Source organism: Chitinophaga pinensis, from assembly GCF_007896845.1.
Lineage (GTDB): Bacteria > Bacteroidota > Bacteroidia > Chitinophagales > Chitinophagaceae > Chitinophaga > Chitinophaga pinensis_C.
On sequence record NZ_VOHS01000004.1, the window covers coordinates 73277 to 85933 of the forward strand.

Genomic DNA, 12657 nt, shown 5'->3' on the forward strand with positions numbered 1-12657 from the left:
GAGCATTGAGCGAGAATTACTATTATTGTAAACACTAGCAATTAGGTTATGAATGTATTGAACGGCATTAAATTATTGATAGATATTAAGCTACCGCTGAAAGACCCTATTCCGATTTTTTCACTGGTGTTGTTTATCATACTGTTGGCTCCGATCATCCTCCGCAAGTTTCGCATTCCCAGCATCATCGGATTGATCCTGGCAGGTATGGCGATCGGGGATCACGGGTTTAAGATCATCGAAAAAGGTAGTATTGACCTGTTTGGAAAAGCAGGTCTGTTGTATATTATGTTCCTCGCCGGACTGGAACTCGATATGACAGAGTTCAGGAAGAACCGCAATCGTAGTCTGGTATTTGGCGCCTTTACTTTTTTCATTCCGCTCATTTTAGGATATGTCATCTGCATGTATGTGCTGCATTTCAACTTTATGGCTACCTTATTGGTATCCAGTATGTTTGCCACCCATACACTGGTCGCTTATCCTTTAGCCAGCCGGCTGGGGATTACAAAAAATGAAGCAGTGACCGTAGCGGTAGGAGGGACCATCATTACAGATACCGCCGTGCTGGTTATACTGGCTATTATCACAGGTGCCGCCGCCGGCAACCTGAATACGCAGTTCTGGATCCGGTTATCTGTCTCACTGGTCGTCTTTGCCACCATCATTCTATGGATCTTTCCGATGATAGGGCGCTGGTTTTTCAAAAAGATCAAAGATGATAAAACCTCGCACTTCATCTTCGTGCTTGCACTGGTATTTCTGGCAGCTTTTCTGGCTGAACTGGCAGGCGTAGAAGGGATCATTGGCGCCTTCTTAGCAGGCCTGGCACTCAATCAGCTGATACCACATACTTCTCCCCTGATGAACAGAATTGAATTCACCGGCAACGCCCTGTTCATTCCTTTCTTCCTGATCAGTGTAGGGATGCTCGTGGATCTGCGTGTGTTACTAAAAGGCCCTGAAGCCTTGCTCATCGCAGGTGTACTCACCGCCATGGCGCTTGTCAGCAAATACCTCGCAGCATTTTTTACGCAACTGAGTTTCGGTTATACACCCACGCAACGGAATGTAATATTTGGCCTGAGCAGCTCTCATGCAGCTGCAACGATCGCTGTTATACTGATCGGATTTAACATGGGGATCATCAATGAACATGTGCTGAATGGTACGGTGGTATTGATCCTGATCACCTGTCTGGCAGGCTCTTTTGTAACAGAAAGCGCAGGTCGTAAACTGGCGATTATAGAAGCAGAAAGTAAACCGGTGACAGCTGAGACACCAGAAAGAGTATTGGTGCCGATCTCCCGTCAGGGACATATGGAGCCTCTGCTGGACTTTGCACTGATGATCAAAGACCCGGATACCAGTACGCCTATATATCCGTTGGCAGTCGTACAGGACGATGAAGAAGCGAAACAAAAGATACCGCTGACCAACAAGATCATGGAAGCGGCTGTCATGTATGCAGGTGCAACTGAAAGCAAGGTACAGGCAGTAACCCGTATTGACCTGAATGTGTCTGATGGTATTGCGAGGGCAGCAAAAGAACTGATGATCACAGATGTGGTGCTCGGTTGGACAGATAAGAATAACAGTACGACAGAACGTTTGTTTGGCTCCATCTTCGGTACTACACTCGATAACGTTTTACAGAGTGTATGGGAAACGATTTATGTATGCGACTTCCATTATCCTCTGAATGCGACTAAAAAACTGGTGCTGGTGATGCCAAAGAATGCGGAATATGAAATCGGCTTCCTGCATTACATTCAAAAGATCTTTCTGCTCAGCAAACAGATAGGCGCGAAGCTGATGATCTGCTGTCATACCAATACACAGAAAGCGATAGCCGCTTATCTGCAACAGTTTAAACTCAGCATAGAGATCAACTTCAAACAATTTGATAACATCGAAGAATTGCTGTTACTGGCGAAAGATATCACAAAGAATGATCTGGTGATGGTGGTGGCAGCCCGTAAGGGTACGCTCTCTTATCGTCCTTATCTGGATGGTATGCCGGGACGTCTGAGCCGTCATTTCCCTGCGCATAACATTGTACTGATCTATCCGGAGCAGCAGGAGATCGATTATATTGAAGCAGGCGTACAACCCGAAGATCTCACATTGGCGCCTATTCAGGAGCAGCTTGCAAATCTGAATAAACTGGGTAAAGCGGTGAGACGGATATTGAAAGGGAAGAGGTAACACAATCAGGAATCAGCAATTGAGATACAGCCAGCCGGCTGTAAACATAAAAAAGGGAGCGGTTCTTCACACCCGAAGAACCGCTCCCTTTTTATATATCATTCAGACAATTGCAGAAAGTATGCTTAATTGCCAATTACTCATTCTTAATTAATAGAGTGGCATTCTAACTTCCTCTACAACCTTCCCTGACGGCCTTTCCGGAGCCGTTTTTAAAGACTGTCTGCTTAATTTGAGTACCTGATCCAGCAGATCGATAGAAGCGCTGATTTCGTCTTTTTTGATAGAGATACTTTCGATGTTGAATCCTATCGACATATTCTTTTTGTCTGCGTATTCCAGCAATTCAGAAGCAACATTCAGACAGGTGTCAATAGATGCCTGCAGGATATCTTTGGAATGTTTCAGGTCATTATACAACCATCTTGGAACCTTGATACCAAGCCATTCCATAAACTGTAATGTTTTCAGTGAACCGCAAGGCGCCAATGTAAAGAGGATAGGTGCCGGCGTCTGGTTTGTTTCACGGGAGTGATAGTAATAATCAGCCAGTACGTCTTTGGTATCATTCACGTTATACACACACTGTGATACAAAGAAGCTGCAACCTTGTCCGATCTTGCCGGAAAGTCTGATATGTTCATCTCCTTTTTTTGCATGACGTTCCGGAATGGTCACACCACCAATCAGCAGATTGGGTGAATATTGTTGTCTGAGTGCGTAGGCATCTGACAGCGAGAAGTTAGTTTGCTCGATCTGTTGCTGGGAAGAAGCACCTACAAACACGGAGTGTTGAATGTCATTGTTGTTGGTCAGCCAATGTGTAAACTGCTCCGCATTCAGGTTCGCAATACTTTTATAAATGATCCGGGGCACTTTCAGCTGATGAAAATAATCCCTGCTATATTGTTCTGGCAGTACTGTCGGAATAAAAGCGAATGTTCTTTCCTGATCAGTTCTGGTAGCTTCATCCTGAATATCATAAAGGATTAATGCATCGATATCAAGAGCACTGATGCGTTCAGCTTGTGCCTGTGCTATTTCAGCTATTCTATCCTGATTGGTAGTTATTTTAGGGGGTGTAAGGCTGTAAAAAACAAGTCTTGAATGTCCCGATTTAATTTTATCAGCAAGCGTATGGCCCATTGGGTGGCAGTTTTTAAAAACAGTGCAAGTTAACAATTAGGAATTAACAATTAATCATTAAACCTGTTGATAAAGGTTACAATTTGTGCTGATAGTGGTCGGAGAGGCATGGCGCCTTTGATCTGGCAGCTTGTTTTAATGATGTCGGGCTGGTGAGAATAATACGGACTTTAACAGGAAAGCGCTGATCAATACTGCGTGCTGAATGAAAAGGGCAGGGCAAAAAAAAAGCCTCATCTTGCGATGAAGCTTTTTATGTGGGAGTTGACGGATTCGAACCATCGACCCTCTGCTTGTAAGGCAGATGCTCTGAACCAGCTGAGCTAAACTCCCTTCTCTTTTTCCTATCAGGTTTCCCTGAGAGGACCGCTATACAGCGAAAACATTTTTGTCAAAAAAAAAGCATCATCCTGTTGATGAAGCTTCTGGGTGGGAGTTGACGGATTCGAACCATCGACCCTCTGCTTGTAAGGCAGATGCTCTGAACCAGCTGAGCTAAACTCCCTGAAGAAAAAGAAATTTAAAAGTAACTGAGTGGGAGTTGACGGATTCGAACCATCGACCCTCTGCTTGTAAGGCAGATGCTCTGAACCAGCTGAGCTAAACTCCCATTTTTTTCTTCGTGACCACCAGTCCTTTTGTCTGATGGGATTGCAAAGGTAGAAAGTATTTTGATTCTGCCAAATTTTTTTAATGAATAATTATCCAAAAATGAATTGGCTATACAATATAAATGCTCTCAAATCCTTTGCAGAAAAGGATTTTATTGAAATAATAAATTAAGAACTTTTTTATTATTGCAGGAACATTATCAGTGTGCGCCTGTTAAAAATGCACTACTTCAGTTCCCATTCAATCAGCTGATTGGTCCATTCGATGCGATAAGGAGTCGTGACTTTAATATAGTTGTCAGTATATCCTTCCATCATACCATCCTTACCATGTTTTTCAAACAATACCTTTCTTGTTTCGCCAAGGTGCTGTTCGTTGAAGTATTGTTGTTTCTTATGGCTCAGATTACGCAACATTTTATTCCGCTCATTGCGCACGTTGACAGGCACTACCGGCGTGATTTCAAGTGCGGCGGTGTTCGCTCTTTCTGAATAAGTGAATACGTGCAGGTAGGATATATCCAGTCCGTGCAGGAAGTCATATGTTTCCTGAAAATGTGCGTCTGATTCAGCCGGGAATCCAACAATAACATCTACGCCAATCGCACAATGTGGCATGAACTGTTTGATCAGGGCTACCTTTTCTGCATACAGTTCACGGCGGTAACGACGGCGCATCAGCCCCAGTACTTCATTACTACCACTCTGTAAAGGGATATGAAAATGAGGCATGAACCGTTTGCTGTTGGCAACAAATTCGATGATCTCATTACTCAGCAGGTTAGGCTCAATGGAGGAGATGCGGTAACGCTCGATACCTTCCACTTTGTCCAGTTCCTGTATCAGTTCAAAGAAAGTTTCTTCTCTTTTCTTGCCGCCTTCAAGGCCTTTTCCGAAATCGCCCAGGTTGATACCGGTCAGTACGATCTCTTTTACGCCGGAAACTGCAAGGGAATGCGCATGTTCTACTACACGGGCAACACTGTCACTACGGCTTTTACCTCTGGCCATCGGGATGGTACAGAAGGAGCAGGTATAGTCACAGCCGTCCTGTACCTTCAGGAAGGTGCGGGTACGGTCGTTTACCGAATACGAAGCATGGAAGGTATTGACGTCTTCGATATCGCAGGAGCAGATCTTTGCACTGTCGCCTTTGGTCAGGGTTTTCAGGTGGTCCACGATATTGAACTTCTCTGCCGCCCCTAATACGAGGTCCACGCCCTCGATCTCAGCGATTTCTTTAGGTTTCAGCTGCGCATAACAGCCGGTGATCACAATCATGCTCTCCGGCGCTCTCCGCTGGATACGGCGTACCAGATGACGGCACTCCTTATCTGCGTTTTCGGTAACAGAGCAGGTATTGATCACATATACATCCGCCTGCTCTTCAAAATCTGTTTTCACAAAACCATCCTGTTCCAGCAGCCTGCTCAAAGAGGAGGTTTCTGAAAAGTTCAGCTTACAGCCGAGGGTATGAAATGCTACTTTTTTACCTGTTGTCATAAGGATCGCAAAGGTAGCACCTTTTTTTTATACTGGTTATATTGCTAAAATTGTACTAGATTGCCGTCCGGCACGAGCAATGCTGAATGTATTCGTAACAGAGCATGACCATGAAATCTAAGGGTAAGTATATACCTATGTTGTTATTAACGCTGTTGTTATGGCTCGCCTGGCAACAACAATGGTGGAAAGGGCCGCAGCGTCTACCGCGCGTAACTGCACACAATAACACAAGTATCGCCACAACAGACAAGAGGGACAAGAAGACAACCGAAAAGACACCTGCAGGACTTAACCGTCACGCACCACTCAAATACACCCGACATGCCAGATGTCGGATGGAATGCCGCCATGTGACGGAAGCTGAAGTAGTGGAAATTCTGGAAACCGGCAGTGTCAACACCGAAAAATCAAATCCCCTGGACGAACCATGTCCCACCTATGCAATAGAAGGCTATTCTGAAGAAGGCCAGCACCTCCGCGTAGTATTCGCACCATGCGAAGATACCACCAGCGTAGTTACCTGTATCGACCTCGATAAGGATTGGTCCTGCAGCTGTAATTAGGTATTTCCATATGTATACTGTAATTTTCCGGCTTGCATCAGACTAAAACAGAGACTGGCATTATTATGAAGTTATTGCTCAAGCCGTTACATGTAGTGTATATGATATACGCTGCAATCGTGTTCCTTGTTATCATGTTCCTTATTATCCCGCCAATCTTTCTGGCGTCGTTCCTAGGAAGGATCAAGGGGGGAAATATCATATTCTATTTTCTGCGCTTCTGGTCACATACCTGGTTTCCTGCCGTCGGAATCATGGTAAAGCGGATCTATAAACATGACAAAAAGGATAAGACACCATACATTTATGTTGTCAATCACCGTTCCTACCTCGATGCCGCACTCGCAGTGCAGGTGATGAGACTTCCTTTTCGTCCGCTGGGCAAAATCGAAATGAAACGTATCCCGGCTTTCGGTTATATCTACCGCCAGTCTGTTGTAATGGTAGACCGCTCCGATGCCAAGGCCCGCGCCCGTAGCGTACGTGAAATGATCTCCGTTATTAAAGAAGGTGTTTCTATCCTGATATTCCCGGAAGGTACTACCAACGAAACCGACTCACTGCTGCAGCCATTTCATAATGGCGCATTCCGTATAGCCATTGAAACACAGACGCCTATCCAACCCGTCCTGTATCTGGATAATGGTAAACGCCTGCACGCCAAAGGTTTCAATCTGCTCCCCGGCCGCTGCCGTGTGGTATACCTGCCGCCTGTTCCTGTCACCGGACTGACAATGGAAGACCTGCCAGCCCTCAGACAGCAGGTTTTTAATATTATGGAACAAGAATTGAAGGCTACTGTATAAATCTCCGGATGAAATTTGCTGACGTCATACTGCCATTGGCCCTGCCAAAAAATTATACTTACGCGGTACCTCCGCATATGGAGGAATCGTTGAAGGTAGGCAGCCGTGTGGCCGTACAACTGGGCAAACAGAAGAAATATGCCGGTATCGTTAAAGCGATACATGAACAGGCGCCGGCTGACTACAGGACTAAACCCCTGCTGGACATGCTGGATAAAGACCCTGTCGTATATCCTACACAGCTGTCATTCTGGCAATGGCTCGCCGCTTATTATATGTGTACAGAAGGGGAGGTACTCAATGCCGCCCTGCCTGCCCATCTGAAACTCTCCAGCGAAACCCTCCTGCTTTTTAACGACGCCTATGGCGACGACTTCTCCAACCTCGATGATGATGAATATCTTGTCGCAGAAGCCCTCAACATCCGTAAGGAACTGCGTATAGATGAAGTGCAGCTCATTCTTGATAAAGCAGACGTCTATTCTACTATCAAAAAACTGATAGAAAAGAATGTACTGCTGGTTTATGAAGAACTGAAAGAAGTGTATAAAGAAAAAAAGGAGAACTACGTACAACTGCACGCGCAGTATGAAGATGAAGAGCTGCTGGCACCCCTGTTCAATGAACTGGCCAAAGCACCCAAACAGATGGAACTGCTGCTGGCGTATCTGCACCTGATTAAAACACAGGGTAGTGTGCTGCAGACAGAATTGCTGAAGAAATCAGGTGCCAGTACCGCCCAGCTCAAAGGACTGGTAGACAAAAATATACTCTGGATAGAAAAACGGGTAGTAGATCGTGTGCCCGGTGGTGGAAAAGTAGAAGCTCAGATAGATTTTGAGCTGAGCCCCGCTCAGGACAAAGCATTGACACAGGTACGCGACAGTTTTGCTGCCAGACCAGTCACCTTACTGCATGGTGTAACTTCCAGTGGTAAAACACAACTCTATGTCAAACTGATCGAAGAGTATGTAGCCAATGGCAAACAAGTACTTTATCTGCTTCCGGAAATTGCCCTGACAGCACAGATCGTACGTCGCCTGCAAAAACATTTTGGTAATAAGATCGGGATCTATCACTCCCGCTTTAATAATAATGAAAGGGTAGAGATCTGGAATAAGGTAAAAAATGGTGACCTGAAAATACTGCTCGGCGCCCGTTCCAGCCTGCTGCTGCCTTTTCAGGATCTGGGTCTGATCATTCTGGATGAAGAACATGACCCTTCCTACAAACAACAAGATCCCGCTCCCCGTTACCATGCAAGAGATGCGGCTATTTATTATGCCGGTCTGTTTCGTGCAAAGGTGCTGCTGGGATCTGCCACCCCTTCACTGGAATCGTATTTTAATGCCCAACAGGGGAAATATGGACTGGTGGAACTGGCTGAGCGTTTCGGCGGACTGGAAATGCCGGAAATCGCTATTGTAGACGTGAAGAAGGAACGTGCAGAAAAGAGTATGCAGGAGAACTTCACACCACAATTGAATGCCGCTATTAACAATAGTGTAGCAACGGGCAATCAGGTCATCCTCTTTCAGAACAGACGCGGTTATGCACCTTTTCTGATGTGTGATACCTGTGGATGGATCCCCAGCTGTAAGAACTGCGATGTATCACTGACCTATCATAAGAATCAGGATAAACTACATTGTCATTATTGCGGTACCCGTTATCCTTATCCACAGACCTGCGCAGCCTGTGGCAGTCAGACGCTTCATCCGAAAAGCTTTGGTACAGAAAAGATCGAAGATGATCTGCAACAGCTGTTCCCTAAAGCACGTATCGCCCGTATGGATATGGATGCTGTGCGTAACAAAGACAGCCATAATAAGATGATCCAGCTGCTGGAACAACGGGATATTGATATTCTGGTAGGAACGCAGATGGTAGTGAAAGGGCTGGACTTTGACAATGTAAATCTGGTAGGCATCCTGAGTGCAGACAGCCTGTTGAGTTTTCCGGATTTCCGCGTGAATGAACGGGCTTTCCAGCTGATGGAACAGGTAAGTGGCCGTGCAGGGAGAAAACATGGTAAAGGTAAAGTGATCATTCAGGCCAGTAATACCCGTCACCCGGTACTCAGTTATGTGACCACACATGACTATAAAGCGATGTACGCCGCAGAAATTGCGGAAAGAGAAAACTTCGGTTATCCACCTTTTACCCGCTTATTGAAAATAACCCTCAAACATAAAAACCAGCAAACGGTTGAACAGGCTGCACAGGTATTGGGCAACTGGTTAAGACCGCATATCGGACCCCGGCTGGTAGGTCCTGCTGTACCATTGGTAGGACGTGTACGTAATAACTATCTGCAGGAAATGTTGATCAAACTGCCCCGCGATTCTAAAGTGATCGCCGATACCAAACGGATGGTGCAGGAACATTTTATCCGGCTGCTGGCAGAAAAGCAGTTCCGTTCGGTTTACATCGTACCAGATGTGGATTGTGTGTAAGACACGCGTTTTACTATATTTGTCGCCTGATAGACGCTGCGTGGCAGCCTTACTCTAAATTAACGATCATATGCGCATATCCGAAAATGTTTTGCTCCGGCCTTATAATACGTTTGGCATTGCTGCCCAGGCACGTTTTTTCGCGTCTTTTTCCAATGCCGGCGAGCTGGAAGAATTGCTCAAAACACCGCCACAGCAGGGATTAGAACATATGATACTGGGAGGCGGAAGCAATGTGTTATTCACAAAGAACTTTGACGGTATTATCCTGAAAAATGAGATCAAAGGTATCAGTGTAGCAGGAGAAGACGACGATTATATATGTGAAAGCCGGTGCGGGTGAGACCTGGCATGGCTTTGTGATGGATTGTATTAAAAACAACCGCGCAGGACTGGAAAATCTGTCGCTGATCCCGGGTAATGTAGGTGCGAGTCCGATGCAGAATATTGGTGCCTATGGCGTGGAAATAAAAGACTGTTTTCATGAACTGGAAGCCTATCATCTGCAGGATCATACCATTGTGAAATTCAACAATGCGGATTGTCATTTCGGATATAGAGAAAGCGTATTTAAGCGTCAGTATAAAGGGCAGTTTGGTATCCTTTCTGTGACCTTTCGCCTTTCTAAACATCCGAAATTAAATACCAGCTATGGCGCTATAGAAGAGGAACTGAAGCATATGGGCGTGCAGGACCTGACGATACAGGCTATCAGTCAGGCGGTCATCAATATCCGCAGTTCCAAATTACCTGATCCTGCGAAGATTGGTAATGCGGGCAGCTTCTTTAAAAATCCGACGGTGCCTGCTGAAAAGCACGAAGCATTAAAAGCGGCATTCCCAAATATGGTGGCTTATCCGGTAGCGGGTGGTGAGTTTAAACTCGCAGCAGGATGGTTGATAGAGCAATGTGGATGGAAGGGTTTCAGAGAAGGAGATGCAGGTGTACATGCCCGTCAGGCATTAGTGTTGGTGAACTATGGAGATGCCAGCGGCAATGAAATTTATGAGCTGTCACAGCGTGTACTGGACAGCGTGGCAGAGAAGTTTGGTGTTGCACTGGAAAGGGAAGTAAATATCATCTGATATCCTTCCTTCTTTGATGCATTCAATGCTTGATTCCTGTATCTTAATTATAAGGTAAGCGCCTGCGGGAGCTTACCTTTTTATATGTCCGATAATCTTATCTGCGTGGTCTCTGGAGTTTTCGATGAACCATACATGCGTATCCATACCACCGCATACCACACCCGCCAGATAAACGCCGGGCAGATTTGTTTCCATGGTATCCGGATTATAGGTAGGATGTTTCTTTGCATCACGGGATAAGGTGATTCCTGTTTTCTCAAGGAAATTAAAGTTAGGCTGATACCCCGTCAGCGCCAGCACGAAATCATTTTCTATTGTGATCAGGCCATCCGGCGTCTGGATATCCACTTCATTTTCCCGGATAGCTTTGATATTGGAATGATAATATGCTTTGATACTACCTTCTTTAATACGGTTTTCAATATCCGGTTTTACCCAGTATTTCACACGTTTGCCAATGCCGTCTTCTCTTATCACCATTGTTACATCAGCACCTTTCCGCCATGTTTCGAGTGCTGCATCCACGGAGGAATTATTGGCCCCGATGACCACTACTTTCTGGGCAGCATAGAAATGCGGGTCTTTGTAATAATGATTCACTTTTGCGAGGTGTTCACCCGGTACGTGCAACATATTGGGAATATCATAAAAGCCGGTGGCTATAATGACATTTTTAGCCACATAGGTGGCCTTATCAGTGTTGATATGATAAAGATCTCCTTCACGTGTGATCCCGTCCACAGGCTCAAATAAACGTACATTCAGCTGATTGGAGATAGTGACACGTCTGTAATATTCCAGCGCTTCCGGTCTGATAGGTTTTGCGCTGATGGATACGAAGGGAATACCGCCGATTTCCAGTTTTTCCGAGGTGGAAAAGAAGGTCATGTACAGGGGATAATTATACAGGGAATTGGTCAGACATCCTTTTTCCGCAATAACGTAACTCAATCCTGCCTTTTGTGCCGCCAGTCCGCAAGCGATACCAATCGGACCAGCCCCTACTATTAATATATCATAAATCTGCATAATGGTTAAAATTACGAATGAATGCCCGGAATAACTAGTCCGGGGATAGATACGGGTTTGTCAGGCAGCTGATTTCTTTATACCTCCGACCTCTTTTTGCCGCTAAACCCTTATCAGGCCGTTATCAGACCATTATTTGTCCGTTCATGAGCGAAGGAATGACGGTGTAATGCCGGTGTAATAAGGGTGTAATTCGAAGCAAAGGCTATTGAAGATGCAAGGTCAGGTGGCCAGTCAGGTATTCTGTCTGAAACATAGTTATTTACACAGGTCAGAAAAGTGTCAGGTATAGATATCAGGCATGTTCAGTTACGCGGGCCATTGCAACTCTGTAAAACTCATATCCTTTCATGTTTTCCGCCTCATCGCCGTAGTACATTTTCCGGTAGCTGGATGCATCAAGATTGTACAGCAGTTCCATGTTATAGGAGGCAAGGAATGTCTTGATATTGGCAGGGTCGATGCCGAAGTTCCAGAACTCGTTATTGCGTTGCAGGAGTCTGGTCACGCTGGCAGCCCCGGTAAATTTCTCCGGATGTTCCAGCATTTCCTTGTCAACATAGGTGAAAATGATGATGGTACCGGGCCGGAAGCGTTTGAAGAACTCGAACACTTTGGGTGCGACAGGAGCGGTGAGGCTATTGGTAACACCTTCCCAGATGAACATGGTTTTATAATGTCCTTTCTGGAAAAGTTGTGGGATGACCTGATCGAGGTCCTGTGTATTCAGATCAGCGGGGATGTAGTTGACGGTAGCTTCTTTGCCTGCTTTTGTATTGAAAAGGATATCCCGTTTCTGTGTCTGTAAACCGGGATGGTCTATTTCAACGAACTGCACCCTTTTCTTCATCCGCAGGCGGAGGGAGCGGCAGTCATATCCGGCGCCAAAAACAATAACCTGATTGATGCCTTCATCCTGAATAGTATTGACGGCCATGACGTCAACGAGTCTTGTACGGGCAGAACAGCAGGTAAGTGCGCCGGTCCAGTTCCTGTCAATGAACCATGAGATAAAGTCATTGAGGAGTGGGATACGGGACAGTATTTCTACCAGTCTGAAAGAAGCAGGCAGAAACAACCTCGCATAAGGATCGTCAAACAGACGTTTACTGGCAGGGCGGTTTGTTTCAATGGCGCGTAATAAGGCTAAGTAGGTGGCAGCTTTGCTGGCAGGAACCAGACTCATAACGGATATTGTTTTATAAATTGAAGAGTGGCAGATTACAAACTTAGCAGGTTTAGCA

10 protein-coding genes and 3 tRNA genes are annotated in these 12657 nt (G+C 45.6%); 6 read left to right on the top strand and 7 right to left on the bottom strand.

Annotated elements, in window-relative coordinates:
• Window positions 1–48: 48 nt before the first annotated feature.
• Complete coding sequence (locus tag FEF09_RS05270; RefSeq protein ID WP_146304147.1) at window positions 49–2208, top strand: cation:proton antiporter; 2160 nt, start codon at window positions 49–51, stop codon at window positions 2206–2208.
• Between the two features lie 150 nt (window positions 2209–2358).
• Here FEF09_RS05270 and FEF09_RS05275 read toward each other — a convergent pair whose 3' ends face one another.
• The 5 genes from FEF09_RS05275 to mtaB all read right to left on the bottom strand — a co-directional run bounded on the left by FEF09_RS05275 (window position 2359) and on the right by mtaB (window position 5468).
• Window positions 2359–3354 carry a methylenetetrahydrofolate reductase gene (locus FEF09_RS05275; protein ID WP_146304148.1) on the bottom strand — a complete coding sequence of 332 codons (996 nt, stop codon included), beginning with the start codon at window positions 3352–3354 and terminating at the stop codon, window positions 2359–2361.
• A gap of 258 nt (window positions 3355–3612) precedes the next feature.
• Window positions 3613–3687 (bottom strand) — tRNA-Val (locus tag FEF09_RS05280).
• Between the two features lie 97 nt (window positions 3688–3784).
• Window positions 3785–3859: transfer RNA gene (locus tag FEF09_RS05285), tRNA-Val, on the bottom strand.
• Window positions 3860–3889: 30 nt separating this feature from the next.
• Window positions 3890–3964: transfer RNA gene (locus tag FEF09_RS05290), tRNA-Val, on the bottom strand.
• Window positions 3965–4190: 226 nt separating this feature from the next.
• Window positions 4191–5468, bottom strand: coding sequence for a tRNA (N(6)-L-threonylcarbamoyladenosine(37)-C(2))-methylthiotransferase MtaB (gene mtaB / locus FEF09_RS05295; protein ID WP_146304149.1), 1278 nt, complete (start codon window positions 5466–5468; stop codon window positions 4191–4193).
• A gap of 110 nt (window positions 5469–5578) precedes the next feature.
• On the opposite strand from mtaB, the gene FEF09_RS05300 reads away from it, so the two are divergent.
• The 5 genes from FEF09_RS05300 to murB all read left to right on the top strand — a co-directional run bounded on the left by FEF09_RS05300 (window position 5579) and on the right by murB (window position 10381).
• The gene (locus tag FEF09_RS05300; RefSeq protein WP_186774200.1) at window positions 5579–6034 is read left to right on the top strand and encodes a DUF4258 domain-containing protein; all 456 of its coding nucleotides are present in this window, start codon (window positions 5579–5581) and stop codon (window positions 6032–6034) included.
• A 101-nt stretch (window positions 6035–6135) separates the two neighbouring features.
• Window positions 6136–6840, top strand: coding sequence for a lysophospholipid acyltransferase family protein (locus FEF09_RS05305; RefSeq protein WP_261387340.1), 705 nt, complete (start codon window positions 6136–6138; stop codon window positions 6838–6840).
• Between the two features lie 8 nt (window positions 6841–6848).
• Window positions 6849–9296 carry a primosomal protein N' gene (priA, locus tag FEF09_RS05310; RefSeq protein ID WP_146304152.1) on the top strand — a complete coding sequence of 816 codons (2448 nt, stop codon included), beginning with the start codon at window positions 6849–6851 and terminating at the stop codon, window positions 9294–9296.
• A gap of 70 nt (window positions 9297–9366) precedes the next feature.
• Window positions 9367–9639 (top strand): hypothetical protein, encoded by a 273-nt coding sequence (locus FEF09_RS32715; RefSeq protein ID WP_261387341.1) that lies wholly within the window; start codon window positions 9367–9369, stop codon window positions 9637–9639.
• A complete protein-coding gene (murB, locus tag FEF09_RS05315; RefSeq protein WP_261387342.1) occupies window positions 9620–10381 on the top strand; it encodes a UDP-N-acetylmuramate dehydrogenase in 762 nt (253 codons plus the stop codon). The genes FEF09_RS32715 and murB overlap by 20 nt, the downstream gene beginning before the upstream one ends.
• A 72-nt stretch (window positions 10382–10453) precedes the next feature.
• Here the strand turns inward: murB and FEF09_RS05320 are convergent, their stop codons facing one another.
• Both FEF09_RS05320 and FEF09_RS05325 read right to left on the bottom strand, forming a co-directional pair.
• Window positions 10454–11413 carry a YpdA family putative bacillithiol disulfide reductase gene (locus tag FEF09_RS05320; RefSeq protein ID WP_146304153.1) on the bottom strand — a complete coding sequence of 320 codons (960 nt, stop codon included), beginning with the start codon at window positions 11411–11413 and terminating at the stop codon, window positions 10454–10456.
• A gap of 295 nt (window positions 11414–11708) precedes the next feature.
• Complete coding sequence (locus FEF09_RS05325; protein ID WP_146304154.1) at window positions 11709–12599, bottom strand: class I SAM-dependent methyltransferase; 891 nt, start codon at window positions 12597–12599, stop codon at window positions 11709–11711.
• Window positions 12600–12657 lie beyond the last annotated feature (58 nt).

Bases quoted from the DNA above. Each gene is read 5' to 3' on its own strand.
- FEF09_RS05270 (WP_146304147.1), top strand. From the start codon at position 49: ATGAATGTATTGAACGGCATTAAATTATTGATAGATATTAAGCTACCG.
- FEF09_RS05275 (WP_146304148.1), bottom strand. From the start codon at position 3,354: ATGGGCCATACGCTTGCTGATAAAATTAAATCGGGACATTCAAGACTT.
- mtaB (WP_146304149.1), bottom strand. From the start codon at position 5,468: ATGACAACAGGTAAAAAAGTAGCATTTCATACCCTCGGCTGTAAGCTG.
- FEF09_RS05300 (WP_186774200.1), top strand. From the start codon at position 5,579: ATGAAATCTAAGGGTAAGTATATACCTATGTTGTTATTAACGCTGTTG.
- FEF09_RS05305 (WP_261387340.1), top strand. From the start codon at position 6,136: ATGATATACGCTGCAATCGTGTTCCTTGTTATCATGTTCCTTATTATC.
- priA (WP_146304152.1), top strand. From the start codon at position 6,849: ATGAAATTTGCTGACGTCATACTGCCATTGGCCCTGCCAAAAAATTAT.
- FEF09_RS32715 (WP_261387341.1), top strand. From the start codon at position 9,367: ATGCGCATATCCGAAAATGTTTTGCTCCGGCCTTATAATACGTTTGGC.
- FEF09_RS05320 (WP_146304153.1), bottom strand. From the start codon at position 11,413: ATGCAGATTTATGATATATTAATAGTAGGGGCTGGTCCGATTGGTATC.
- FEF09_RS05325 (WP_146304154.1), bottom strand. From the start codon at position 12,599: ATGAGTCTGGTTCCTGCCAGCAAAGCTGCCACCTACTTAGCCTTATTA.